Source organism: Sagittula sp. MA-2 (assembly GCF_030126985.1).
Lineage (GTDB): Bacteria > Pseudomonadota > Alphaproteobacteria > Rhodobacterales > Rhodobacteraceae > Sagittula.
Genome location: NZ_CP126145.1, coordinates 3,656,871 through 3,680,413, shown reverse-complemented (window position 1 = coordinate 3,680,413; position 23,543 = coordinate 3,656,871). Strand labels below are relative to the sequence as shown.

The 23,543-nt window shown below is 68.6% G+C and carries 22 protein-coding genes; 7 read left to right on the top strand and 15 right to left on the bottom strand.

Going from position 1 to position 23,543, the window contains the following annotated elements; translation table 11 throughout:
* Nucleotides 1-63 precede the first annotated feature (63 nt).
* Entirely contained in the window at nucleotides 64-1,641 is a 1,578-nt protein-coding gene (locus QNI11_RS17945; protein WP_283981192.1) for an ABC transporter substrate-binding protein, read from the bottom strand.
* 120 nt (nucleotides 1,642-1,761) lie between these two features.
* On the opposite strand from QNI11_RS17945, the gene QNI11_RS17940 reads away from it, so the two are divergent.
* Nucleotides 1,762-2,457, top strand: a complete 696-nt coding sequence (locus QNI11_RS17940; protein ID WP_283981191.1) for a DUF1028 domain-containing protein — start codon at nucleotides 1,762-1,764, stop codon at nucleotides 2,455-2,457.
* Between the two features lie 36 nt (nucleotides 2,458-2,493).
* Here the strand turns inward: QNI11_RS17940 and QNI11_RS17935 are convergent, their stop codons facing one another.
* Nucleotides 2,494-3,204, bottom strand: a complete 711-nt coding sequence (locus QNI11_RS17935) for a FadR/GntR family transcriptional regulator (RefSeq protein WP_283981190.1) — start codon at nucleotides 3,202-3,204, stop codon at nucleotides 2,494-2,496.
* A gap of 121 nt (nucleotides 3,205-3,325) precedes the next feature.
* Here QNI11_RS17935 and QNI11_RS17930 point away from each other — a divergent pair, with 121 nt between their 5' ends.
* From QNI11_RS17930 to QNI11_RS17920, 3 genes are all read left to right on the top strand, one after another.
* Nucleotides 3,326-4,552: a M20 family metallo-hydrolase gene (locus tag QNI11_RS17930; protein WP_283981189.1), complete on the top strand. Its 1,227-nt coding sequence runs from the start codon at nucleotides 3,326-3,328 to the stop codon at nucleotides 4,550-4,552.
* 159 nt (nucleotides 4,553-4,711) lie between these two features.
* Nucleotides 4,712-5,788 carry a CaiB/BaiF CoA-transferase family protein gene (locus QNI11_RS17925; protein ID WP_283981188.1) on the top strand — a complete coding sequence of 359 codons (1,077 nt, stop codon included), beginning with the start codon at nucleotides 4,712-4,714 and terminating at the stop codon, nucleotides 5,786-5,788.
* Entirely contained in the window at nucleotides 5,785-6,465 is a 681-nt protein-coding gene (locus tag QNI11_RS17920; RefSeq protein WP_283981187.1) for a nitroreductase, read from the top strand. The genes QNI11_RS17925 and QNI11_RS17920 overlap by 4 nt, the downstream gene beginning before the upstream one ends.
* A gap of 66 nt (nucleotides 6,466-6,531) precedes the next feature.
* On the opposite strand, the gene QNI11_RS17915 is transcribed toward QNI11_RS17920, so the two are convergent.
* Entirely contained in the window at nucleotides 6,532-7,461 is a 930-nt protein-coding gene (locus tag QNI11_RS17915; protein ID WP_283981186.1) for an aldo/keto reductase, read from the bottom strand.
* A gap of 237 nt (nucleotides 7,462-7,698) precedes the next feature.
* Here QNI11_RS17915 and QNI11_RS17910 point away from each other — a divergent pair, with 237 nt between their 5' ends.
* Both QNI11_RS17910 and QNI11_RS17905 read left to right on the top strand, forming a co-directional pair.
* Entirely contained in the window at nucleotides 7,699-8,397 is a 699-nt protein-coding gene (locus QNI11_RS17910) for a VWA domain-containing protein (protein WP_283981185.1), read from the top strand.
* A gap of 484 nt (nucleotides 8,398-8,881) precedes the next feature.
* Nucleotides 8,882-9,517, top strand: coding sequence for an MliC family protein (locus QNI11_RS17905; protein WP_283981184.1), 636 nt, complete (start codon nucleotides 8,882-8,884; stop codon nucleotides 9,515-9,517).
* 97 nt (nucleotides 9,518-9,614) lie between these two features.
* Here the strand turns inward: QNI11_RS17905 and QNI11_RS17900 are convergent, their stop codons facing one another.
* The 12 genes from QNI11_RS17900 to QNI11_RS17845 all read right to left on the bottom strand — a co-directional run bounded on the left by QNI11_RS17900 (nucleotide 9,615) and on the right by QNI11_RS17845 (nucleotide 21,792).
* Complete coding sequence (locus QNI11_RS17900) at nucleotides 9,615-10,688, bottom strand: BMP family ABC transporter substrate-binding protein (RefSeq protein WP_100929262.1); 1,074 nt, start codon at nucleotides 10,686-10,688, stop codon at nucleotides 9,615-9,617.
* A 111-nt stretch (nucleotides 10,689-10,799) separates the two neighbouring features.
* Complete coding sequence (locus QNI11_RS17895; RefSeq protein WP_198521722.1) at nucleotides 10,800-11,723, bottom strand: ABC transporter permease; 924 nt, start codon at nucleotides 11,721-11,723, stop codon at nucleotides 10,800-10,802.
* 6 nt (nucleotides 11,724-11,729) lie between these two features.
* Nucleotides 11,730-11,948: a hypothetical protein gene (locus QNI11_RS17890; protein WP_283981182.1), complete on the bottom strand. Its 219-nt coding sequence runs from the start codon at nucleotides 11,946-11,948 to the stop codon at nucleotides 11,730-11,732.
* Nucleotides 11,945-13,033, bottom strand: coding sequence for an ABC transporter permease (locus QNI11_RS17885; RefSeq protein ID WP_283981180.1), 1,089 nt, complete (start codon nucleotides 13,031-13,033; stop codon nucleotides 11,945-11,947). Before QNI11_RS17885 ends, QNI11_RS17890 begins: the two co-directional genes overlap by 4 nt.
* Before the next feature lie 39 nt (nucleotides 13,034-13,072).
* Nucleotides 13,073-14,596 (bottom strand): ABC transporter ATP-binding protein, encoded by a 1,524-nt coding sequence (locus QNI11_RS17880; protein ID WP_100929265.1) that lies wholly within the window; start codon nucleotides 14,594-14,596, stop codon nucleotides 13,073-13,075.
* Complete coding sequence (xdhC, locus tag QNI11_RS17875; RefSeq protein ID WP_283981179.1) at nucleotides 14,563-15,507, bottom strand: xanthine dehydrogenase accessory protein XdhC; 945 nt, start codon at nucleotides 15,505-15,507, stop codon at nucleotides 14,563-14,565. Before xdhC ends, QNI11_RS17880 begins: the two co-directional genes overlap by 34 nt.
* Nucleotides 15,504-17,954, bottom strand: coding sequence for a xanthine dehydrogenase molybdopterin binding subunit (gene xdhB / locus QNI11_RS17870; protein WP_283981178.1), 2,451 nt, complete (start codon nucleotides 17,952-17,954; stop codon nucleotides 15,504-15,506). The genes xdhC and xdhB overlap by 4 nt, the downstream gene beginning before the upstream one ends.
* A gap of 124 nt (nucleotides 17,955-18,078) precedes the next feature.
* Nucleotides 18,079-19,437, bottom strand: a complete 1,359-nt coding sequence (gene xdhA, locus QNI11_RS17865; protein WP_283981177.1) for a xanthine dehydrogenase small subunit — start codon at nucleotides 19,435-19,437, stop codon at nucleotides 18,079-18,081.
* Nucleotides 19,438-19,727: 290 nt separating this feature from the next.
* A complete protein-coding gene (locus tag QNI11_RS17860) occupies nucleotides 19,728-20,225 on the bottom strand; it encodes an SRPBCC domain-containing protein (protein WP_283981176.1) in 498 nt (165 codons plus the stop codon).
* Nucleotides 20,226-20,319: 94 nt separating this feature from the next.
* Nucleotides 20,320-20,775, bottom strand: coding sequence for an SRPBCC family protein (locus QNI11_RS17855; protein WP_283981175.1), 456 nt, complete (start codon nucleotides 20,773-20,775; stop codon nucleotides 20,320-20,322).
* Nucleotides 20,772-21,104 carry a metalloregulator ArsR/SmtB family transcription factor gene (locus tag QNI11_RS17850; RefSeq protein ID WP_100929271.1) on the bottom strand — a complete coding sequence of 111 codons (333 nt, stop codon included), beginning with the start codon at nucleotides 21,102-21,104 and terminating at the stop codon, nucleotides 20,772-20,774. Before QNI11_RS17850 ends, QNI11_RS17855 begins: the two co-directional genes overlap by 4 nt.
* A gap of 88 nt (nucleotides 21,105-21,192) precedes the next feature.
* Nucleotides 21,193-21,792 (bottom strand): MarR family winged helix-turn-helix transcriptional regulator, encoded by a 600-nt coding sequence (locus tag QNI11_RS17845; RefSeq protein WP_100929272.1) that lies wholly within the window; start codon nucleotides 21,790-21,792, stop codon nucleotides 21,193-21,195.
* Between the two features lie 177 nt (nucleotides 21,793-21,969).
* Between QNI11_RS17845 and QNI11_RS17840 the strand changes: the two genes are divergently transcribed.
* Nucleotides 21,970-23,478 (top strand): MDR family MFS transporter, encoded by a 1,509-nt coding sequence (locus QNI11_RS17840; RefSeq protein ID WP_283981174.1) that lies wholly within the window; start codon nucleotides 21,970-21,972, stop codon nucleotides 23,476-23,478.
* Nucleotides 23,479-23,543 lie beyond the last annotated feature (65 nt).

Below are 23,543 nucleotides of genomic sequence, written 5' to 3'. Positions count from 1 at the left end.
TACCTGCGGGGGGTCCGGGGGGCGGCAGCCCCCCGGCGGATCGGCGCGGAACGCGCCGAAACCTCAGTTCTTCACGACGTCGTCGAGCAGCAGGAAGAACGACGGCTGCAGGGCGAAGTTCTCCACCCGGTCCGATGTCACGGCGTTCTGCTTCCAGTTGGCGACGAAGACCCAGGGCGCATCTTCCTGCACGATGGTCTGCATCTCCTTGTAAAGCTCGGCGCGCTTGTCCTGGTCGGTGGCGACGCGCGCCTCTTCCAGTAGGGCATCGACCTCCGGGTTCGAATAGTAGCCGGAGTTGAAGCCGCCCTTGTCGGGCCATGCGTCGGTGCGCAGCGCGAGGAAGGGCAGGGTGTCCGGGTCGTTGGTCATCCATGCCATCTCGGCCATGTCCGCCTTGCCTTCGAGGCCGGGGTTCACCTCTCCGAGGAAGGTGTTCCACTCGTAGGTCTCGATCTTCACGTCGAAGCCCACGGCCTCCAGGTCCGCCTGGATCGCCGTGCCCATGGCGATCGGGTCGAGCATCCCGGAGCCGCCCTCGGTCACGTAGAAGGTCAGCTCGGCCCCCTCGGCCCCGGCCTCCGCCAGCATCGCCTTGGCCTTCTCCGGGTCATAGGGGTAGGGCTCCAGATCGGAATTGTAGGCCCAGGCAAAGGCGGGCGGCGTGGGCCCCGCGGCCACGTCCGCGGTGCCTTCCAGCACCTCGTTGACCAGCGCTTCCTTGTTGATCGCGTAGTTCGCCGCCTGCCGCACGGCCTTGTCGGCGAAGGGACCTTCCTTGGCGTTCAGGATCAGGAACCAGACGTGGGGGCCGGCCTGTTCGAAGACCTGGTAGGCATCCGACTGGAATTCCGACAAGGCGACCGGGGGCACCTCGACCATCAGGTCGATGCCGCCTGCCAGCATCTCGGCAGTGCGGGTGTTGGCATCGGTGATCGGGCGGAAGACGACGGCCTGCAGTTCGGGCGCGCCGTCCCAGTAGTCGGGGTTAGCCTCCACGACCACGGCTTCGTTCGACCGCCATTCGGCGAACTTGAAGGGGCCGGTGCCGGACGGGTTGCGGCCGAAATCCGCGCCGTATTGCTCGACGGCGGCGGGCGACACGATCAGGCCGGTGGGATAGGCGAGGTTCGACAGGAACGGTGCGTAGGGGCTGCCCAGCGTGAACTTCACCGTCAGGTCGTCCACCGCCTCGACGTTCTCCACCGCCGAGAAGAAGAAGGCGAGCGGGAACGGGCCGGTGTCGTGGTAGGGGTGATCCTCGTTCAGCATCCGGTCGAAGTTGAACTTCACCGCCTCGGCGTTGAAGTCGGAACCGTCGTGGAACTTCACGCCCTCGCGCAGCTTGAAGGTATACTCGGTCCCGTCCTCGGAGATCTCCCAGCTTTCCGCCAGCGCAGGTTCGACCTCCAGCGTGCCGTCCTTGTAGCGCACCAGCCCGTCGTAGACGTTCATCAGGATTCGGAAGTCGTTCACCGCCGTCACCGCTGCCGGGTCCAGCGCCTTGGGCTCGGCGATCTGGCCGACGATCAGCACGCCCGGGGGCGTCTGCGCCTGCGCGCCCGGCACCGTGGCCAGGGTCAACGCCAGCGCCGTACCGGCAGCCATCAGGCCGCGGCGGGTCATTTTGAGTAGCGACATTGGGTTCCTCTCCTGTTTTTTCATCCGGGCCGTCACCGGCTGCGGTTAATTTATCATGATAAATTGAAATGGGGCAAATTTTCATGATAAATTCAAGTCCGACGACGAAAGGACCCATCCATGACAATTTCGATCCTCGCATACGACGAAAAAACGGGCGCTTGCGGGGGGGCGGCCACCACGGGCAGCCTGTGTGTCGGGGGCTGGGTCCTGCGCGGAGACGCCGAATCGGGCATGACCGCCTCACAGGGGTCTCTCCCGTCGACGATGTGGGGGACGGAGGCGCTGGCCCTCATGCGCAGCGGAGTTCCGGCAGCGGAGGCAGTGGCGCGCGTCACCATGCCAGACACCGGCAAGGCCGAACGGCAGATGTCGGCGCTCGACCTCACCGGGGCGACCGCCCATTTCACCGGAGCGAACAGCATCACCGTCGCCGGGGCGCGCGAGGCGCCGGGCGTCGTGGTGGCAGGCAACCTCCTTGCCTCCGAGTCGGTGCTGGATGCCTGTCTTGAAGGGTTCCTGACCGGCAAAGGCGGGCTGGATGAGCGGCTTCTGACCGCGTTGGAGACGGCCTCGCGCGCAGGTGGCGACAGTCGGGGGCTCTTGTCCGCGGCGCTGCTGGTGGTCAGCCGGACGACGCCGCCGATGACGTTGCGCGTGGATTACTCCGAAGCCCCGCTTGCGGCCCTGCGGGTCCTGCATGGCCACGCGACCAACGGCCTTTATGCCGACTGGCTGCGCCATGTGCCCGTGGCGGACGATCCCTACCGCGCGCTGCCGTTCGCCTCGACCGAACTGCCGGTCGCGGAGACCTGACCCGCCACGGGTTTCACGGCAACAACGCAGGCCGCTTCACACGATGAACCGCTTCATCACTTCGGCTTCCTGATCTTCCATCATCTGCCGCGCCTCCTGCATGTGTTCTCGCATGATGCGCCGCGCGGCCTCCGCGTCTCCGTCGCGCAGGGCGGCGATCAGGTCGATCTGGTGCTCGCGTCCGTTCCGCCAGAGGTCGTGGTTCGGCTGGGTGTAGAGCCGCTTGTAGACCGTCAGGTCGGTCAGGATCTGCGCCATGAACCCGATGAAGAACCCGAGCATCGCATTCTCGCCGAAGTCCGCCAGACGGGCGTGAAACTTCAGTGAGGAGACATGTTGCACCCGCTCCTCCTCCGCATCTGCGGCGGGCTGGGCGTAGTCTTCCATGATCGCGGACAGTTCTGCCAACTGGTCCTCGGTCAGGCGCCCGGCAAGGCTGGCTGCCATCTCCGGCTCCAGCGCGATGCGGACCTGGTAGATGTCGTCGATGGTGATGTGCTGGAAATAGAAGAAATTCGCCAGCAGCGCCCGCGCCCGCTCGCGCGAGACTTCACCGACAAAAAGACCGCCGCCCGGGCCTGTCTTGGTCTCCACCAGCCCCTGCGCCTGCAACAGACGCAGCGCCTCGCGGATAGTGCCCTTGGACATGGCGAAGCGCTGGATCAGTTCGGTCTCGCCGGGCAGCCGGTCCCCGGGTTTCAGTCCCTGTTCCACCACCCAGTCCTTGATCGCGTCGGCCACCCGCACGGGGCGGGATCGGCGTTGAGGAGGGGTGGGAAGGGAGGACATGGAATGCGGACGTGACTGCTGGGGCGAATGCGTTAAGATACCAAGTGAATCAATTTATCATGATAAATACAAGGGTGAGATGACCTACGGAGAGACCGCCGCCTCCCGATTGGACGCGATTGCACGCGCCTCGGCAAGTGCCGAAGGTGTGACTCGCCTGCCATGGACGGAACACCACCGCGCAGCCCTCGACCAGATCGCGTCGTGGATGACGGACGCCGGGCTGGAGCCCGCGCAGGACGCCGCCGGAACGCTGGTGGGCCGCAGTCCGAACCCGGAAGGCAAGCCGGTCCTGATGATCGGGTCGCATCAGGACAGCGTCCCCTCGGGCGGTGCCTTCGACGGGATCATGGGCATCGCGCTCGGATGCCTTGTAGCCGGCGCGCTGAAGGATCGCCTGCCCGCGCTGCCCTTCGCGCTGGAGGTGCTGGCCTTTGCCGACGAGGAGGGCGTGCGCTTCCCGACGGCCCTGATCGGCCCCCGCGCGCTGGCCGGCACGCTGAAGGCCGAGGCGCTGGACATGACCGACCGCGACGATGTGGCGATGCGCGACGCGATGCGGGCCTTCGGTGTGGCGGTGGACAAGATCGGCGCGGTGCAACGCGCCCGGCGGGATGTCGTGGCCTATCTGGAGGCACACATCGAACAGGGCCCGGTGCTCGAGGCCGAGGACCTGCCCGTCGCCGCCGTCAGTGCGATCTGCGGGATTTCCCGCTTCGACATGCGCATCACCGGAGAGACCGGCCACGCCGGGACCGTGCCCATGGACGGGCGGCGGGACGCACTGGTGGCGGCGTCGCGGATCATTGCGGCTGTCAGCGACGCGGCGGCGCAGGTCCCGGACCTGCGGGCGACGGTGGGCACGCTGGCCCTGAAACCCGGCGCGGTGAATGCCATCCCCGCCGACGTCCGCTTCCCGCTTGAGATCCGCGCGCCGCAGGACACCCTCCGCGAGGCCTTCGAGGCGGAGGCCATGGCGCTGGCACGGGATATCTGTTTCGACGCCAACTGCGACCTGAGTGCGGTCCAAACATACGCGCAGCCTGCGGCGGTCTGCGATCCCGGTCTGACGCGGGCGCTGGAAGGGGCCATCGGCAAGGCGGACCTCGTGCCGCTGACCATCCCCTCGGGGGCGACGCACGATGCGTCGGCGATGGCGGACCTTTGCCCGATCGCGATGCTGTTCGTGCGGTGCCGGGGCGGTATCAGCCATCGGCCCGACGAATTCGCCTCCGCCGCCGACATGGACGTGGCGGTGCGGGTGATGGCAGACGCGTTCCTGGCCTACGCGGACAAACTCGGCTGAGAGGGCGCGAACGGACGGTTCCGGGCACGGGCTGTCGGTGCGGCCGCGGAACTGCCGTCGCGAAACCGGGTGCAGGGCGGGGCTCTGCGCCGCTTTGGCTGGCCGCTGAACGGCGCAAATCCCCTTTCCTTCCGGCCCGACTTGCGCTCCAGTGCGGGCATGCTGACCGGATTGCGCATCCTCGAGTTCGAGGCCCTCGGGCCCGCCCCCTTCGCTGCCATGCACCTCGCGGACCTTGGTGCGGAGGTGACCGTCATCCACCGTGCTACCCCCGACAACCCGTCGAAACAGGAGAATAACCTGCTCGACCGGGGCAAGCGGTCCATCGTGCTGGATCTGAAGGCGCCAGAGGACATCGCCGTCGCCAAGGCCCTTATCGCCCGTTCCGACGCGCTGATCGAGGGGATGCGGCCCGGGGTGATGGAGCGCCTCGGCCTCGGGCCGGAGGCGGCGCACACGCTGAACCCGGGGCTGGTCTACGGGCGGATGACGGGCTGGGGGCAGGACGGGCCGCGCGCGAGACAGGCCGGGCACGATCTGAACTACGCCGGGTTGAGCGGCACGCTGTTTTACGGCGGCCTGCCGAGCGAAGTCCCCGGCGTGCCGCCGACCCTGCTGGGCGACATCGGCGGTGGGGCGCTCTATCTCACGGTCGGCATTCTGAGCGGCGTGCTGAACGCGCGGAGAACCGGCAAGGGCTGTGTCGTGGACGCGGCCATCGTCGACGGCACCTCACACATGCTGTCGTTGCTGCTCTCCATGGGGCCGATGTTCTCACGCGAGGCGCGTGGCGCGTCGCTGCTGGACGGGCCGCACTGGTCGCGCTGCTATGTCTGCGCCGATGGACGCCACGTCGCGGTGCAATGCCTTGAACCGAAGTTCTACGCCGAGTTCCTTGAGATCATGGGGCTCGCGGGCGATCCGGCCTTTGCCGAACAGTTCGACCCCGTGCAGTGGCCGGTCCAGACCGCGCGGCTGGCGGGCCTGTTTGCCGCGCGGCCGCGGGATGAATGGGTGTCGCTGTTCGACGGGTCCGACGCCTGCGTCGCGCCGGTGCTGAGCCCGGCCGAGGCACAGAAAGATCCCCACATCGCGGCGCGGGGCATCTGGCAGGACGGTGTGCCAGCACCGGCACCGCGCTTCGACGGCGTGGCACGCGGCACCGGCGATATCCCACCGCGGGGCGCACATGGGGCGGAGATACGCGAGACCTTGAGACAGGAGGGTCTGATATGACGAAGGAGAATACGCTGGCCGCCAGATTCGGAGCGCTTCTGCGGGCGCGGGCCTCCTGCCGTGCGTTCACGGATCAACCTGTCGACCGGGCGCTTGTGGAGGCGGCCCTGCGCGATGCGCAGCAGGTGCCGTCGTGGTGCAACTCGCAACCGTGGGAGGTCCACGCCTGCGGGGCGGAGGAAACCGCCCGGCTGGCCCCCGCCTTCTTCGAGCATGCGCGGTCCGGCGCACACGCGACCGACATCCCGTTCCCGAAGGCGTGGGACGGGGTCTACAAGGACCGTCGCAGGACATGCGGCTGGCAGCTTTACGGCGCGTTGGGGATCGAGAAGGGCGACCGCGTGACATCGGGCCGGCAGATGCAGGAGAACTTCCGGCTGTTCGGCGCCACCGGCTTCCTGCTGATCACCACTCCGAAGGTGCTGGGCGCCTATGGCGTGCTCGACTGCGGCGCCTATGTGACCGCGGTGCTTCTGGGGCTGGAGGCGCGGGGTATCGGTGCCGTGGCCATGGCTTCTGTCGCCGGGTTCTCGCCCTTCATGCGGGAGTGGTTCGACGTGGCCGATGACCGGGACGTGCTGTGCGGGATCGCCTTCGGGATGCCCGACCGCGACCATCCGGCGAACAGCTTCCGTACCGAGCGCGCCAGTCCCGACGAGGTCGTGCGCTGGCGGTAAGACGGGTGGCGAACCCGGGCCCGACAGGCCCGGAACCCCCACCCTACACCCTGTAACGCCTAGGGATCAGGCCTCTTCCAGCCGGTCCGTGGCCGGGGGCGGCGTAGGTCCCAGCGCGGTGATGCGGTCGTAGAGGTCCTTGTCCATCGGCCAGTTCATCGCCGCGAGCGAAGGGCGAAGCTGTGCCTCCGACCGGGCCGACAGGATCGGTGCGGGCCGGGAAGGATGCAGCGCGACCCAGGCCACCGCAAGCGTCGCCGCGTCCGTCCCGATCTCTTCGCCCAGGTCGGCCAGCGCGCGGGCGGTCTCGTGCATCTGTGCCTCGCCGTAGCGCTTGGCGTAGCGTTCATCGGTGGCGAGCCGTCCGCTGCCGCCGCGCGCGTACTTCCCTGTCAGGAGGCCGCCGCCCAGCGGCGAATAGGGCACGGGGAGGATGCCTTCGGACTGGCACATGGGCAGGATCTCGACCTCGGCCTGCCGCTTCACGAGGTTGTACATCGGCTGGATGACGTCGATCTTCGTGCCGAAGCGCGCGGCCGTGGCCTGGGCCTTCATCACCTGCCAGGCGGCGTAGTTCGAGACGCCGATGTAGCGGATCTTGCCCGCGGCCTGTACCTCCGCCAGCGTCTCGAAGGTTTCCTCCAGCGGCGTGTCGGCGTCCCAGCGGTGCATGTAGTAGAGATCGACCGTGTCCATGCCCAGCCGTTTCCGGCTTTCGTCGAGCGTTGTCAGTATGTTGTGACGCGAGGAACCACCGGGGAAACTGGCCTTTGTCGCGATGAACAGCCGTTCGCGCTCGGCCGCCGCGAATCGGCCCAGCAGGGTCTCGGAGGCGCCGTCGGTGTAGACGTATGCGGTGTCGAAGTGGCGGATGCCTGCGGCGCGGCAGGCCTCGAACATTTCGGCGCTGGCGCGTTCGTCGGCGGTGCCGCCGAACTGCATGGTGCCAAAGGCGAAGCGGGCGGGCGTGTCGCCCGAGATCGTGGTCAGGGTCATGGCGCAGAGACTGGCACGGCGCGGGCCGCACGGGAAGCGCGATGTGAGGGGGCGTTTGCTTCGGCTCGTGAGGGACGCCCGGCGGTGTCCCGAACGGAAGGCCGCGGATCCGACCATTGTTCAGTGCCGGCAAAATGTCTTTCTGTCAGCGGGTTAAGGCGGCGGCGGGTCCGGGGGCATGCGCGGGACTCGACAGACTCACGGGGGGCGGGCAGGCTGTCGGGGAGGAGGAGTTTCATGAAAGCTCTTTGTCTGACGCTTGCCGCGATGACCGCCTTGCCCGTGTCGGCGGGGGAGAGTTGTACGGAGGATGCGATGATCGTGTTCGACGGGTCGGGGTCGATGGCGGAGATCGGGTTCAACGCCATAGGCGAGCCGCGAATCGTTCAGGCGCGGCAGGCGATGCGTCAGGTGCTTCCGGATATTGCGGTGCTGCGGCGGCTGGGGCTGGTGATCTACGGCCCCGGCGGCGACCGGACCTGCCGGAACGTCGACCTGCGGCTGAGACCGCAATGGCAGGCGGATGCGCCGATTATCTCGGAAATCGAGGGGCTTAGACCGGCCGGTGGGACGGCCCTCACGGATGGTGTGCGGCTGGCGGCGGAGACGCTCGATTACCTCCACACGCCGGGTGCGGTGGTGCTGGTGACGGATGGGAAGGAGACCTGCGGGGGGACTCCGTGCCAGCTGGCGGCAGAGTTCGCGCGGGAGGCGCCGGGGCTGACGGTGCATGTCATCGGCTTCAAGGTGCGGAGCGATCACTGGGACTGGAACACGCCCGACACGGAGACGGAGAGCGTGGCGCGCTGCCTTGCCGACGACACCGGCGGGCAGTACCTGAACGCCGAAACGGTGGACGATCTGATCGGTGCGCTGCGCGTGACGCTCGGGTGCAACGTCTTCGGATCGTTGGAAAATATCACGGCGATCGAGTGAGGTGGCGCATCGGTCCGCGGGCCGGTCAGCCCTTGACAGACGCCGCGTGACAGCCCGCAGGCGCGAAGCTGTCGACGCATCTCAAAGGCGCTGGGCATGCGTCGGGAACAGGCCTGGAAACGCCCAAGACAGCCGAGAGTTAAGGCAAATTCACCTCTGCGCCGCGAGGGGGCGCAGTTAACCCAGCGCACGCACGGGTTGATGGAGCGTGCGCCCGCCTGCAACGGGCCAGATCTTGTGGGGCCCCGTTCCGGCACATCGAGGCGCAAGGAAGTCTTCACGAAGATGGACGCGCCGTTACTGGTGAACCGGCCGTTTCGACCCCTCGTTCCGGCCGGTTGGTAACCTTTTGCACCGTGCGTTGCGCAACAGGCGGGAAAAGGTGGTTAACGGGCGGATCTGCCGCGGGCCGGTCCGCGCCGCATTTCCTTTGACAGGCCCGGCCGGGACAGCGGACAATCGTGCACCTTCAGGGAGAGTGAGCATGACCCGCATTCCGACATCTTTGATTTTCGCCGCCCTTGCCGCCACCGCGCCGGGCGTGGCGCTTGCCGCCGATCCGGCCTTTGACTGCGGCAAGGCCGACGGCTCCGTCGAGGAGATGATCTGCAACAACGACGGGCTGGCCGAACTCGACCGGGAGATGGCGCGGCTTTACGGCCTTGCGGTGAACGACCCGAACCTTGGCGCGGACCGGATGAACGAGCTAAAGGCGATGCAGCGCGGCTGGATCAAGGGGCGCAACGACTGCTGGAAGGCGGACGACATGGCAGGCTGCGTGGCGGAGAATTACGCCATGCGGATGCACGAGCTGCGCATGGGCTATGCCAACGCCCGCAGCGACGACGCGGCAGGCATCACCATCGGGCCGCTGGCCTATGTCTGCGGCGGGCTGAACGCCGGGATCTCTGCCGTCTTCGTGAACGGGGCAGAGGGGCTGGTTTCGCTCAAGTGGAACGACAAGGACGTGGCCCTGACGCAGGCGATTTCCGGGTCCGGAGCACGTTATGAGGGCGAGAATTTCGACGGGGCCTACGAGTTCTGGACCAAGGGCCGAGAGGCGCTTTTGACCACGCCCGAGACGGGGCAACTGAACTGCATGGAGGACGAGATCGGCTGATAGCCCGGCGCCGGGCGCACAGATGGTTTCAGGGCTGCCCTGAGAAGGGATGATGGCGCCGCGCCCCCGAAGGGCGCGGCGCCGGTCGTTTCCGGGCTTACTGCGGGATTTCCGCGTCGATGCCCTCGACGTAGAAGCTCAGGCTTGCGAGGTCGGCGTCGGAGGCGGTTTCGCCCTCGGCCAGCCAGACGGAGCCGTCGGCCTTGTTCAGCGGGCCGGTGAAGGGGTGGTATTCGCCCGACGCGATGCTGTCCTTCAGGGCCAGCGCCTCGGCCTTCACGTCTTCGGGCACGGCGTCGGTGATCTCGCCGATGCCGACCATGCCGGCGCCGATGCCGTCCCAGGTGTTGTCCGATTCCCAGGTGCCGTCCATCACCGCCTGGATGCGGTCGATGTAATAGGGCGCCCAGTTGTCGATGATCGAGGAGACGCGCGGCGTCGGCGCGTATTCGATCATGTCGGAGGCCTGGCCAAAGGTGATGACGTCACCGGCTTCCTGCGCGGCGGCCTGCGGCGCGGTGGAGTCCGTGTGCTGCAGGATCACGTCCGCGCCGTTTTCGATCAGCGCGCGGGCGGCGTCGGCCTCTTTCGCCGGATCGAACCAGGTGTAGGCCCAGATGATCGAGAACTCGACATCGGGGTTCACCTTCTTGGCGTGGATGTAGGCGGAGTTGATGCCGCGGATGACCTCGGGGATCGGGAAGGAGGCGATGTAGCCGATCTTGTTGGTCTTGGTCATCTTGCCGGCGATGTGGCCCTGGATCGCGCGGCCTTCGTAGAAGCGCGCGGAGTAGACGCCCACGTTGTCGGCGGTCTTGTAGCCGGTGGCGTGCTCGAACTTCACGTCCGGGAACTTCTCGGCGACGGCGATGGTCGGGTCCATGTAGCCGAAGGACGTGGTGAAGATGATGTCGGCGCCCGACAGGGCCATCTGGGTGATCGCGCGTTCGGCGTCGGCGCCTTCCGGCACGCTTTCCTGGAAGATGGTCTTTACCTTGTCGCCGAAGTGCTCCTCGACCGCGAGGCGGCCCTGGTTGTGCTCGTAGGTCCAGCCGCCGTCACCGACGGGGCCCACGTAGATGAAGCCGGCGGTCACCGGGTCCTGTGCAAAGGCGGCCTGCCCGAGCGAGAGCGCGAGCGCGGCGGTGGTCAGCAGGGTTCTGCGGTTCATGTTTCAACTCCCTTGGTTGTCGTTGTGTCGGTGTGTCGTTGAGCGTCGTGTCCGGTGCGGCCTGTCCGTCGTGGTGCACGATAGCCCGGTGTCGGTGTCGCGGGCCATGGGTCAGGTGGTGGCGTGGAACGGTCGCCCGAGCGAGGCCGGCGCGCCGTGATGCCCGCGTGCAGAGATGATGACAAGCACGAGGATCGTGACGATGAACGGCGAGGCCGAGAGCAGCGCGACGGGCACGTTGGCGCCGACGGCCTGCAGGTTGAGCTGGAGCACGTTGATCCCGCCGAAGAGGTAGGCGCCGATCAGCACGCGGCCCGGCCGCCAGGAGGCGAAGACCACGATGGCGAGCGCGATCCAGCCGATCCCGGCGGTCATGCCCTCGGTCCATTGCGGGACGCGCACGAGCGAGATGTAGGCGCCGCCGAGGCCCGCGCAGGCGCCGCCGAAGAAGATCGCGGCCAGCCGGATCAGCACGACCTTGTAGCCGAGCGCGTGGGCGCTGTCGTGGCTTTCGCCGACGGCGCGCAGGATCAGGCCCGCGCGGGTGAACTTGAGGAAGGCCCAGACGGCCAGCACCAGCAGCAGCGAGAGGTAGACCATGGCGTCGTGGCTGAAGAGCATCCGGCCGACGACGGGCAGGTCCGACAGCACGGGGATGTCGAGCTTGGGGGTGGGCGGGGACTTCATCCCCTCGTAGGACTTGCCCACCAGCGAGGACACGCCCAGCCCGATCATCCACAGCCCGAGACCGGTGGCGACCTGGTTGGACAGAAGGAACTGGGTGAGCAGGCCGAACGCCATGGAGAAGATCGCGGCGGCCAGGGAGGCGGCGACGAAGCCCAGGAACGGCGAGCCGGTGCTGACGGCGGTGGCGAAACCGGTAACGGCGCCGATGATCATCATGCCCTCGACGCCGAGGTTCAGGACGCCGGCCTTTTCCACCACCATCTCGCCGATGGCGGCCAGCAGGATCGGCGTGGCCGAGACCATGATGGAGGCAATCAGGAGGACGGGGCTGATCGAACTGAGGTCCATGCGGGTCTACACCTTGATCCGGAGAAACGACGCGGCAGATCCGGACGCGATCCCGACCGCCGCGACCGCCGAGAGGCGCAGCGGGCCGCGCGGCTGGGTGCCCGCCAGCCCGGGGGCCGCCTGCACGGTGCGCGGGACGGCCGGGCCGCTGCGCCCGGTCGGGTGACGGAGGCCAAAGCCCATGGCTGTAGTGGCGATGTCGGTGCGGCGGCGGGCGGCGGTCATGCGGCCACCTCCCCCCGGCCGAAGCGCAGGCGGTAGTTGATGAACACGTCGGTGCCCAGCAGGAAGAACAGGAGCATCCCCTGGAAAAGCTGGATCGAGGCGCCCGGCAGGCCCAGCATGAGTTGCGCCAGTTCGCCGCCGATGTAGGTCAGCGCCATCAGCAGCCCGGCCAGCAGGATGCCGATGGGGTTCAGCCGCCCGAGGAAGGCCACGATGATCGCGGTGAAGCCGTAGCCGGAGTTGAAGTCGATGCTGATCTGGCCCGCGGGGCCGGAGACCTCGAACAAGCCCGCCATGCCCGCAAGCAGGCCCGAGAGGCCTAGGCAGAACAACACGATCCGCGCCGGGTTCACGCCGGAGAAGCGCGCGGCGCGGGGCGCCTCGCCGGTCAGCCGGACCTGAAAGCCCAGCATGTGCCGCGACAGCATGATGTAGGCGAAGATCACCGCGATCAGCGCCGCGACCACCCCCCAGTGCGCGCCCGTGCCCGAGAAGATCTCGGCGTTGTGGGCGGCGTCCCATTGTTTCAGGTTGCGCGACCCGGGGAAGCCCATGCCTTCGGGGTTGCGCAGAAGCCCGGTGGAGACGGAGCCGAGGATGGTCTCGGCCACGTAGACCAGCATGAGCGAGACGAGGATCTCGTTGGTGCCGAGCGTGGTGCGCAGGATCGCCGGGATCATCGCCCAGGCCCAGCCGCCAAGTGCGCCCGCAAGGATCATCAGCGGGAAGATCAGCGGGCTTTCGGACGGGTAGAAAGCAAGGCCCGCCCCGGCGCCGCAGATCGCGCCCATGATGTACTGGCCTTCGGCGCCGATGTTCCAGATCCCGGCCTTGAAGCCGATGGACAGGCCGATGGCGATCAGGATCAGCGGCGCGGCCTTTACCAGCAGCTGCGGACGCGAATAGGCGGCGAACTGCGGGTGGAAGAGCGGGTCCCAGAACAGGGTGCGGATCGCCTCGAACGGGTTGGCGCCCAGGGCGGCGAAAAGCGCGGCCCCGGCGATCATGGTCAGGATCACCGCGATCACCGGCGTCAGCGCGGACCAGAGCCGCGACGGCTGCGGGCGTTTCTCCAGCCGGATCATGCGGCGGCTCCGGTGCATGCGCGGGCGGCGGTTCGCGGGTCAGCCGTGCACATGGGCCACCTCCATGTCATGCGCGCCGCCCATCATCAGGCCGATCTTCTCGGTATCGAGGTCGGAGACGGGGCGGGTGGCGGAAAGGCGGCCTTCGTTCAGGGCGCCGAAACGGTCGGAGATTTCCATCAGTTCGCCGAGGTCCTGGCTGATGACCACGACGGCGCCGCCCCGGGCGGCCACGTCGAGGATCGACTGGCGGATGAAGGCGGCGGCGGCGGCGTCGACGCCCCATGTCGGCTGGTTCAGGATCAGCACGTCGGGGTTCTGGGCGATCTCGCGGCCGACGACGAATTTCTGCAGGTTCCCGCCCGAGAGCGCGCGGGCGGCGGTGCCGGGGCCGGGGGTGCGGACGTCGAAGTGGCTGATGACCTCCTCGGCGAAGGTCTGGGTCTTCGACCAGTCGATGAAACCGCTTTTCACCAGTCCCTTGCGCAGGGCGGCGGTGAGCACGGCGTTTTCCGTCAGGCTCATGTCGGGGGCGGCGGCGTGGCCCAGGCGTTCCTCCGGCCCGGTCAGCAGCCCTTCGGCGCGGCGGGCGGCGGGGCCTTGACGGGACATGTCCTGCCCCTTGAGGAACAGCGATCCGGGGGCGGAGAGCCGTTCGCCCGAAAGCGCCATCAGGAGTTCGTCCTGACCGTTGCCCGCGACGCCGCCGATGCCCAGCACCTCGCCGCCGCGGACCTCGAAGGTCACGCCCCGGAGCGGTGTGCCGAAGGCGCCGGGGGCAGGCAGCGTCAGGTCGCGCGCCTCGAGCAGCACCTCGCCCTTTTCGGTGGCGCGGGATTCGGGTGTGGCGAAGGTCGTGCCGACCATCATCTCGGCCAGTTCGCGGGCGGTGGTGTCGGCGGGCGTGCAGGTGTCGACCAGCTTGCCGAGGCGCAGGATCGTCGCCGTGTCGCAGAGCGCGCGGATCTCTTCGAGCTTGTGGGAGATGTAGAGGATCGAGGTGCCTTCGGATTTCAGTTTCCGCAGCGTTTCGAAAAGGATGTCCACCTCCTGCGGCGTCAGGACCGAGGTGGGTTCGTCCATGATCAGCAGGCGCGGCTCCTGCAGGAGGCAGCGGATGATCTCGACCCGCTGGCGTTCGCCGGCGGAGAGCGTGCCGACGGTGCGCGAGGGGTCGAGCGGCAGGCCGTAGTTTTCGGAGACCTCGCGGATCTGCCGGGCGAGATCGCGCATGGGTGGCGGGTTTTCCATACCGAGCGCCACGTTTTCCGCCACGTTCAGCGCTTCAAAAAGAGAGAAATGCTGGAAGACCATGGCGACGCCGCCCTGCCGCGCCTCGGAGGGCTTGGCGGGCCGGTAGGGCTGGCCGTCGAGCGTCATCGTCCCGCTGTCGGGTTTCACCAGCCCGTAGATCATCTTGACCAGCGTCGACTTGCCCGCGCCGTTCTCGCCCAGGAGCGCGTGGATCTCCGAGCGGCCGATGTCGAAGGACACGTCGCTGTTGGCGATCACGCCGGGGTAGGCCTTGGTCAGGCCGTCGATGCGGAGGAGGGGATCGTCCACTTTTGATCTTTCTCACTGTCGGGGCGGAGTATCTGCGCGGCGACGCCGATGGCAATGGCCTGCGGGTGCTTGCCGAAGGCTTTGTGCCCGATCGGACAGCAGATGCGGTTTATTTGGGCGTCGGTGTGGCCGAGGTCACGCAGTCGGCGGGTGAAGCGGGCGCGCTTCGTGTCCGACCCGATCAGCCCGCAGAAGGCGAAGCGGTGGGACAGCGCCGCATGGCAGAGCGCGAGGTCGAGCGCATGGCTGTAGGTCAGGATCAGGTGGTGCGCGTCGGGCGGCGCGTGGCGCATGAGCCGCTGGGGTTCCGGTTCGGGGAGGGTCGTGACGCCGTCCGGCACGGTGGCGGGGAAGCGGTCGGGCGCGGTGTCGATCCAGGTGATCGCGAGGTCCGGCAGGGGGGCGAGGGTGTTGACCAGCGCGCGGCCCACGTGGCCCGCGCCCCAGATCCACAGGGGGCGGCGCGGCGGGGTCATCGGTTCCACCATCCAGTCGCCCAGAAGCTGCGGGGCAGGCGTCTCGCCCTGCGCGCGGGCGCGGTCGGCGAGGCGGCGCGCGGGCAGGGGCGCCTCGCCCGGGCCGCGCGCGTAGAGGGCGGCGGGCCGGGGCAGGGTGTCGGCGGTGAACTGTTCGGTCAGGAGCGTCACGGCGCCGCCGCAGCACTGGCCCAGGGCGGGGCCGAGCGGATGGCGGCTGAGCCCGGTGCGGGAGAGGGCGCGTTGCGCGGCCTCCAGCTCCAGCGCGCCGCCGCCGATGGTGCCCTCCTGCCCGAAGCCCTCCGGCGTGGCCCAGACCAGCATCGACGCGCCGGTTTCGCGCGGGGTGGAGCCCTGCGTCGCCGCCACCACGACCCGCGCCACCCGGCCATGTGCGGCGCAGGCGCGGGCGAGGGCGTCGCGGTCGAAGCTCATGCGCCGTCCTCGCCGCGCACCCGGCGCACCGCCATCAGCAGCCGTTCCGGCGTGGCGGGCGCGTCGAGCGCGGGGTAGTTCGGGCCGCAGAAACTGAGCGCGTCCGACAGCGCGAGGAAGGCGGAGATGCCGAGCATCAGGGGCGGTTCGCCCACCGCTTTCGAGCGGTAGATCGTCGGCTTCACGTTGCGCCCGTCCCAGAGCGCCACGTTGAACACGTCCGGCCGGTCGGAGCAGGCGGGGATCTTGTAGGTCGAGGGTGCATGGGTCCGGAGGCGGCCCTCGTCGTCCCAGACCAGTTCCTCGGTGGTGAGCCAGCCCGCGCCCTGCACGTAGCCGCCCTCCACCTGCCCGATGTCGATGGCGGGGTTCAGCGAACTGCCCGCGTCGTGCAGGATGTCGGTGCGCAGGATGCGGTTCTCGCCGGTCAGGGTGTCGAGGACGACTTCGGTGCAGGCGACGCCGTAGGCGAAGTAGTAGAACGGGCGGCCCTGGCCCTTCACCCGGTCCCAGGAGATGTCCGGCGTGGCGTAGAAGCCGGTGGCCGACAGCCCGACCCGGCCCTGGTAACATTGCGCGGCGGCCTCCGCGAAGGTCAGCCGCGTGTCGCCCAGGATGACGTGGCCATCGGCGAAGACGACCTTCTCGGCCGGCGCGTCGTGCAGCCGGGCGAGGTGCGCGGCCATGGCGTTGCGCAGCTTGGCGCAGGCATTGGCCACGGCGGCGCCGTTCAGGTCGGAACCGGAGGAGGCGGCGGTCGCCGAGGTGTTGGGCACCTTGGCGGTGTCGGTGGCGGTGATGCGCACGGCGGACATGGGCACGCCGAAGACCGACGCCGCCACCTGCGCCACCTTCTGGAACAGGCCCTGTCCCATTTCCGTCCCGCCGTGGTTCAGCGCGATGGAGCCGTCCTGGTAGACATGCACCAGCGCGCCCGCCTGGTTGAGGTGGGTCAGCGTGAAGGAGATGCCGAACTTCACCGGGGTGAGGGCGATGCCCTTCTGCAGGATCGGGTTCTGGGCGTTCCATTGCTCGATCGCGGCGCGGCGGTCGTGGTAGTCGCACGACGCGATCAGCGCCTCGGTCATCTCGTGCAGCAGGAAGTCCTCGACCGGCTGGCCGTAGGGCGTGGTCTGCACGCCTTCGGGCGCGGCAGGGGTGTCGCCTTCGGGGCCCGCCTGGGTGTCCCCGCGCGAGGTATGCTCGACCGAAGGGTCGGGGGCGTGGTGCTGCCGTCCGTCGGTGGAGGTGTCTTCAGGCTGGCCCGGCGCGGTGGCGGAGGGCGCCTCGGCGGCGTCCGCGGGCGCGGCGGTATAGTAGTTCGCCTGCCGCACGGCGAGCGGGTCGAGCCCCAGCGTGTGGGCGATGTGGTCCATCACCCGCTCGATCCCGACCATGCCCTGCGGGCCGCCGAAGCCGCGGAAGGCGGTGGCGGACTGGGTGTTGGTCTTCAGCCTGTGGCTTTCGATGCGCACGGCGGGCAGGTGATAGGCGTTGTCGGCGTGCAGCATGGCCCGGTCGGCCACGGGCAGCGACAGGTCCTGCGCCCAGCCGCAGCGGGCATACTGGGTGAAGGCGATGCCCTCTACCCGGCCCGCGTCGTCGAAGCCCACGCGGTAGTCGATCCGGAAGTCGTGGCGCTTGCCGGTGATGGTGAAGTCGTCGTCTCGGTCGTAGCGCATCTTTGCCGGGCGGCCGGTCGCGGCGGCCACCACGGCGCAGGCGATGGCCAGCGCGTTGCCCTGGCTTTCCTTGCCGCCGAAGCCGCCGCCCATGCGCCGCGTCTCCACCCGGACCTTGTGCATGTTCATGTGGAGCGCGTGGGCGACCTTGTGCTGGATCTCCGTCGGGTGCTGGGTGGAGGAGTAGACATGCATGTCGCCGTCCTCCATCGGCACGGCGGCGGCGGCCTGTCCTTCGAGGTAGAAGTGTTCCTGGCCGCCGATCTCGATCCGGCCGTCGAGGGTATGGGGCGCGCCGTCGATGGCCGCATCGGCGTCGCCCTTCGACCAGACCACCGGGCCGCCCTCGAACCGGCTGCCGGCCTCGAGCGCGTCGTCGACGGTGAGGATCGGCGCCTCTTCCTCCGTCTCGATCCCGGCGAGGCGGGCGGCGCGGCGGGCGGCGAGGTGGCTTGTCGCCGCCACGAGGAACAGCGGCTGGCCGAGGTAGTGGATGGTGCCGTCGGAGAGCATCGGCTCGTCATGGTTGGAGGGCGAGCAGTCGCAGTCGGAGGGCAGGTCGCCATGGGCCCAGATGCCCACGACGCCCGGCGCGGCGCGCACCGGGTCGAGGTCGAGCGCGGTGAGTGTGCCGCGGGCGACGGGCGAGAGGCCGAAGGCCAGGTGCAGCGCGCCTTTGGGCAGGGGGATGTCGTCGGTGTAGCGGGCCTGCCCGGTGACGTGCAGGTGCGCGGTGTCGTGCGGCAGCGGGGCGCGGACGGTCATCGTGCGGCGCCCCGTGACAGGCCGCCGCGACGGGAAGAGTGAGTATTTGCAAAGCAGAGAAGCAGGGGCGCGCGCCCGGCATGGCGGCGGGGGACTCTGTTTGGGACGCGGTCTGGTGAGCGGGTCATGGCGTCACCTCCAGCACGTTGGTCCGGGCCCCGATCTGGTCGAGGTAGACGCGGGAGAGCATGTTGCAGGCGGCGGTGATGCGGTAGTCGGCGGAGGCGCGCATGTCGGACATCGGCTGGAAGTCCGCCTCCCAGGCGTCCCATGCCTCGATCAGGGTCTGGTCGTCCCAGGGCTGGCCGGTGATCGCCTGTTCGACATGGGTGGCACGTTTCGGCGTGGCCGCCATGCCGCCGAAGGCGATGCGGGCCCCGGTGACGATGCCGTCCTCCACCGTGATGTTGAAGGCGCCGCAGACCGCGGAGATGTCCTGGTCGAAGCGTTTGGACAGCTTGTAGACCCTGAGGCGGTCGGGCTGGCGGGGGATGGAGATCGCCTCCACGAATTCGCCGGGGCGGCGGTCCTGCTTGCCGTAGGCGAGGAAGAAGTCCTCGAGCGGGATCTGCCGCGCGCCGTCCCTGTGGCGCAGGTGCAGCGTGGCGCCGAGCGCGATCAGGGCGGGCGGGTTGTCCCCGATGGGCGAGCCGTTGGCGACGTTGCCGCCGATGGTCGCGGCGTTGCGCACCTGGGCGGAGCCGTAGCGGCGGATCATCTCGGCGTAGCTGGGGTGGTGTCCGGCCATGAGGTCGCGCACCCGGTCCATGGTGACGCCCGCGCCGATGGTGATCGTGTCGTCAGTCACCTCGATCTGCTGGAGGCCGGTGCAGCGGTTGAGGAAGATCAGCGGCTGCGGCTGTTTCAGCGCCTTCGTGACCCAGAGGCCGACGTCGGTGGCGCCTGCCACCAGCGTGGCGTCGGGGTGCCGGGCGCAGAGGTCGGCCAGCGCTTCGGTCGTTTCGGGGGCGAATTCCTGCGGGGCGGCCTCGGGCGGGGTGTCCGTCATGTGGCCGGGGACGGCGGCGGAGGTGGCGGCACGGGCGGCGCGGACGATGGGCGCGTAGCCGGTGCAGCGGCAGAGGTTGCCCGCCAGCGCGTCGTCATGGGCCTCGTCGCCGTTCAGGTGCGCCACCGCCATGGAGACGATGAAGCCGGGTGTGCAGAAGCCGCATTGCGAGCCGTGCAGCTCGACCATCGCCTCCTGCACCGGGTGCAGCGTGCCGTCGGGGGCGGCGATGCCTTCGACCGTGCGGACCGCCTTGCCGTGCAGCTGGGGCAGGAAGAGGATGCAGGCGTTGAGCGCCCGCGCGCCGCGGTCGTCGGTGACCATGACGGTGCAGGCGCCGCAGTCGCCTTCGTTGCACCCTTCCTTGGTGCCGGTCAGGCCCCGTTCCTCGCGCAGCCAGTCGAGAAGCGTCGCCGTCGGGGAGACGCCCGCGAGGTGCACGCTCTCTCCGTTCAGAAGAAAGGTGATGTCCATTCAGAAAGCCCGCCGCCTTACCCTTTGCCCCGCCGTTTGGTGACGGGGTGTGCGCCCTCGATGCGGCGTAGAAAGCGCACAATTGTCCCTGTTTCCATCAGGCTAGGCGGGTGAAAAGCGGCTTGGCAAGGGGTTTTTGCCTTTTTATGCGCCATGCGGGCCGGAGGTGCCTGTTTGCAAGGCCGCGCGGCGGGGCAGGTGCGGCGGGCGGGCAACGGGATGCTGTCCGGCGGTGGCGTTCTTCAACCTGGCGTTGCGAGGGCGCCGATCCGGTATGGGCGGCGCGGCGGTCAGTGCGCCGATTGCGTGACGCTTTGTTCGAGGTTGTTCAGAAGCGCCGTCCAGCCGTGCTTGCGGCCCTCGGGGCCGTCGGTCTGGCCGATGCCCTGAAGGGTTTCGGTGAAGGTGAGGCGGGTGCCCTTGCCGCTTTGCTCGAAGGTGACGGTGGCGAGCGAGGCGGAGTGCACGCGCCCGTTGATCGACATGGTGTAGGCAAAGACGATGCGGGCCCTGTCCTCGATCACGAGGTAGGTCGTTGCATTGCGGTGCTCGCCCCTGAAGGCGGCCATGGCGGGGTCGTCGGAGGTGTGCAGGAAGCGGCCCGTTTCCGTCCCGCCTTCGCGGAAGTCGAGGGTGTGGTCGAGCGTTTCCCAGCCGGGGCCGTCGTTGTCGGCGAACCAGGCGCGCTTCAGGGCCGGGTCGCTCCATGCCCGCCAGAGGGTGTCGGGCGTGGCGGCGATGTCGCGGGTGAGGGTGAAGCTTTGGTGGTGGTTGGCCGTGGTGGTCATGGCGGTCTCCTTCGGATCGGGCACGGCGGCGCCGGTCGCCGTCCGCGGTGGGGCGGCGGCGGTCGGGCCTGCGTGCATGTGATTTCGTTTGTGGTCAGGCGTTGGCGGGTTCGGTCGCGAGCCGGCTGAGCGAGTCGAGCGCGCCGGTCCAGCCCTGCGCGTAGTCGTCGAAGAGGTCGGGCCCGGCGAAGCTGGCGATCTGGAGCGTGACCGTCAGGTGCGTGCCGCCGTCCTGCGCGGCGATGTCGTGGGTGCAGAGCGAGGTCGACAGAAGCTCGCCGCCGATGACCAGCGATTCCGTCGACACGAGGCAGGCCGGGTCGACGCGGTGGAAGGCGGTGTGGGTCTCGAACTCCGGCGCCTCCTTCGGGCCGCAGCGGGCCTTCTCGTGGCCGCCGGGGCGGCAGTCGAATGCGTCGATGATCACGACGGCGGTGTCGGAGGGGGCGCCCCATGCCTCTCGCCCGTCCTTCGTGGTCAGGAGGCGGAACAGCCGGTCGGGCGCGCAGGCGATCTGCCGTTCCAGCGTCATGGTGGTGAAGTCGGTCATGTCCTGTCCTCCTGTTCGAGACGTTCGGCAAGAAGGGCCAGCCGGTCGAGCCGTCCCTCCCAGATGCTGCGCTGGCGGGTGAGCCAGTCCTCGGCGGCGGCAAGCGGCGCCGGTTCGATGTGGACCATGCGGGTGCGCCCGGTCTTGATCGAGCGCACGATGCCCGCCGCCTCCAGCTTGTTGAGGTGCTTGAGGAAGGAGGGCAGGGCCATGTCGTGACCGTCGTGCAGGTCGGAGACGGCGGCCGGTCCGCGCACCAGCCGCTCGATCACGGCCCGGCGGGTCGGATCGGAGAGGGCGGCGAAAAAGGAATCGAGATGCTGAGCCATGTGGATACCTTTCCACATGGGTAACTATTGGTCAAAGGGAAAGTTAGCCAACCGGAAAGGTTTGGCCGGGCGGCACGCGGCAAGCGGGTCAGTCCGTGTCGGAGAGGTCCGAAAGCCCGTTGCGCAGGATGGCGATTTCGTCGGCCACCGGGCCGGAGGGGCAGGCGGCGCTTTCCGACCAGGCGCTGAACCGTTCCAGCAGCGGCAGGAAGGTGGCGATCTCCTCGCGGGTCCAGGCCTGCAGGTAGCTGCCCAGCACGAGGAACTTGTAGTTGCGCACGGCGTCGACGATGCGCACGCCCTTGTCCGTCAGCTCCAGCACGGTGCGGCGGGCGTCGGCCTGGCTGACGGAGCGTTTGAGCATCCCGCGACCGATCAGCTCCGAGGTCATGCGGCTGGCGCGCGAAGGGTCGATGTTCAGCCGCTGCGCGACGGTGGAGACCATGGTTTCCGACCTGTCCTCGTCGCCGAATTCGTTGGCGGGCGCCCAGACGGCCATCAGCACGTCGAGCTGCGCGAGGTCGATGGGCAGGCCCAGTTCGTCCAGCGCCCGGTAGCCCAGTTCGCGTTTGAAGACCCGGCGGCGCCAGACCTGCAGAACGGCATCAATGTCCAGCGCGGCCTGGGTGTGTTCCGCGTCGACGCCGGCCCGGGCCAGCTTCTGCTTCAGGATATCGTCTCGGTTCATGTGCTCCACATAGCATGTGCGTATTTGCTTGTCCCAACCAAATGCATGACATTGACATGCATCTGCAATCGGCACATATTCAGTTTCAAATCCGGACCGCCCGCGCCTGCCCTGTCTTGTCCTCCCGGACAGGGCGGCACGGGCGGTTTCAGTGTTGATATCTTGGGAACGCGTGAAATGTCACTTACCGAAACAACCGCCCATTACGAGGAGGCGCCCGACGATGTCGCGGTGCGGCTCGTTCTGGGCGCCGTGGCGGCGACGCTGCTGTTTGCCTCGCTCGGGCAGACCATCGTCTCGACCGCGCTGCCGATCATGGTCGCCGACCTTGGCGGCATGGACCACCTGACGTGGGTCATCACCGCCTACCTGCTGGCCTCGACCATCGCGGCGCCGCTGGCGGGCAAGCTGGGCGACATGTACGGGCGCAAGCTGGTGCTGCAGTCCGGCATCATCGTCTTTACCATCGGCGCCGTGATCTGCGGCGTGGCGATGAACATGGGCATGGTCATTGCCGGACGCTCGGTCCAGGGGCTTGGCGCGGGCACGCTGATCGTCACCTCGATGGCGACGGTGGGCGACCTGCTGCCGCCGCGCCAGCGTGGCATGGCGCAGGGCATGATGGGCGCGGCCTTTGGCGTGTCGACGGTGATCGGGCCGCTGCTGGGCGGCTTCATCGTGCAGCACTGGTCGTGGCACTGGATCTTCTTCGTGAACCTGCCGGTGGGTCTTCTGGCCTTCGTCATCCTCGGCATGGCGTTGCCGCGCCGCGACGACCTGACGAAGCGCAAGGTGGATTACCTGGGCGCCGCGCTGCTGGCCTCCCTGCTGGCGGCCATCGTGCTCTTGCCCAACGCGGCGCAGAGCGCGGGCGGCTGGGGCAGCCCCGCCGTGCTGGCGCTGGCCGCGATCGGCGTGCCGACCATGGCGGGCTTCGTGCTGGCCGAGACCCGCGCGGAAGAGCCGATCCTGCCGATGAGCCTGTTCCGCAACAACACCTTCGTGGTGGTGAACACCGTTGGTTTCCTTGTCGGCATGGGCATGTTCGGCACGATCACCTTCCTGCCGCTGTTCCTGCAGGTGGTGAAGGGCGTGTCGCCCACCGGGTCGGGCCTGTTCCTCGTGCCGATGATGGGGGGGCTGATCTTTGCCTCGACCATGGCGGGGCGGATCATGTCGAAGACCGGGCGCTACCGGCTGATGCCGGCGATCTCGACCGGGGTTCTGGCGCTGGCGATGGTCGTGCTGGCCACGGTCGGCACGGACAGCCCGCTGTGGCTGATCGGCGGCACGATGGTGCTGGTCGGGCTGGGGCTCGGGCCGGTGTTCTCCGTCGGCGTGGCGGCGATCCAGAACGCGGTGCCGAACTCGCTGATGGGCGTGGGCACCGCCTCGGCCAACATGTTCCGGCTTATCGGCGGTGCGCTGGGAACGGCGGCCTTCGGTGCGCTGTTCAGCGCCGGCCTCGCGCGCAACCTTGCGGGGCAGGTGCCGGGCGCCGGTGAGGGCGGCCTGCGGTCCATCGGGGCGGAGATGGTTCAGAGCCTCCCGCCCGAGGTGCAGGCCCGCGTCATGGACGGCTTCAGCGCCGCGCTGCACCCGGTCTTCTGGGTGGCGGCGGCGGCGGCGGCCCTGGCCTGCGCGATGTCGATGATGTTGAAGGAATTGCCGCTGGCGGGCGAATAAGCCCGCCGCGGTCTGCGGTGTCTCCCCGCCCGCGTGAGGTGTGCGCGGGTTTGCCGGTCCCTCGA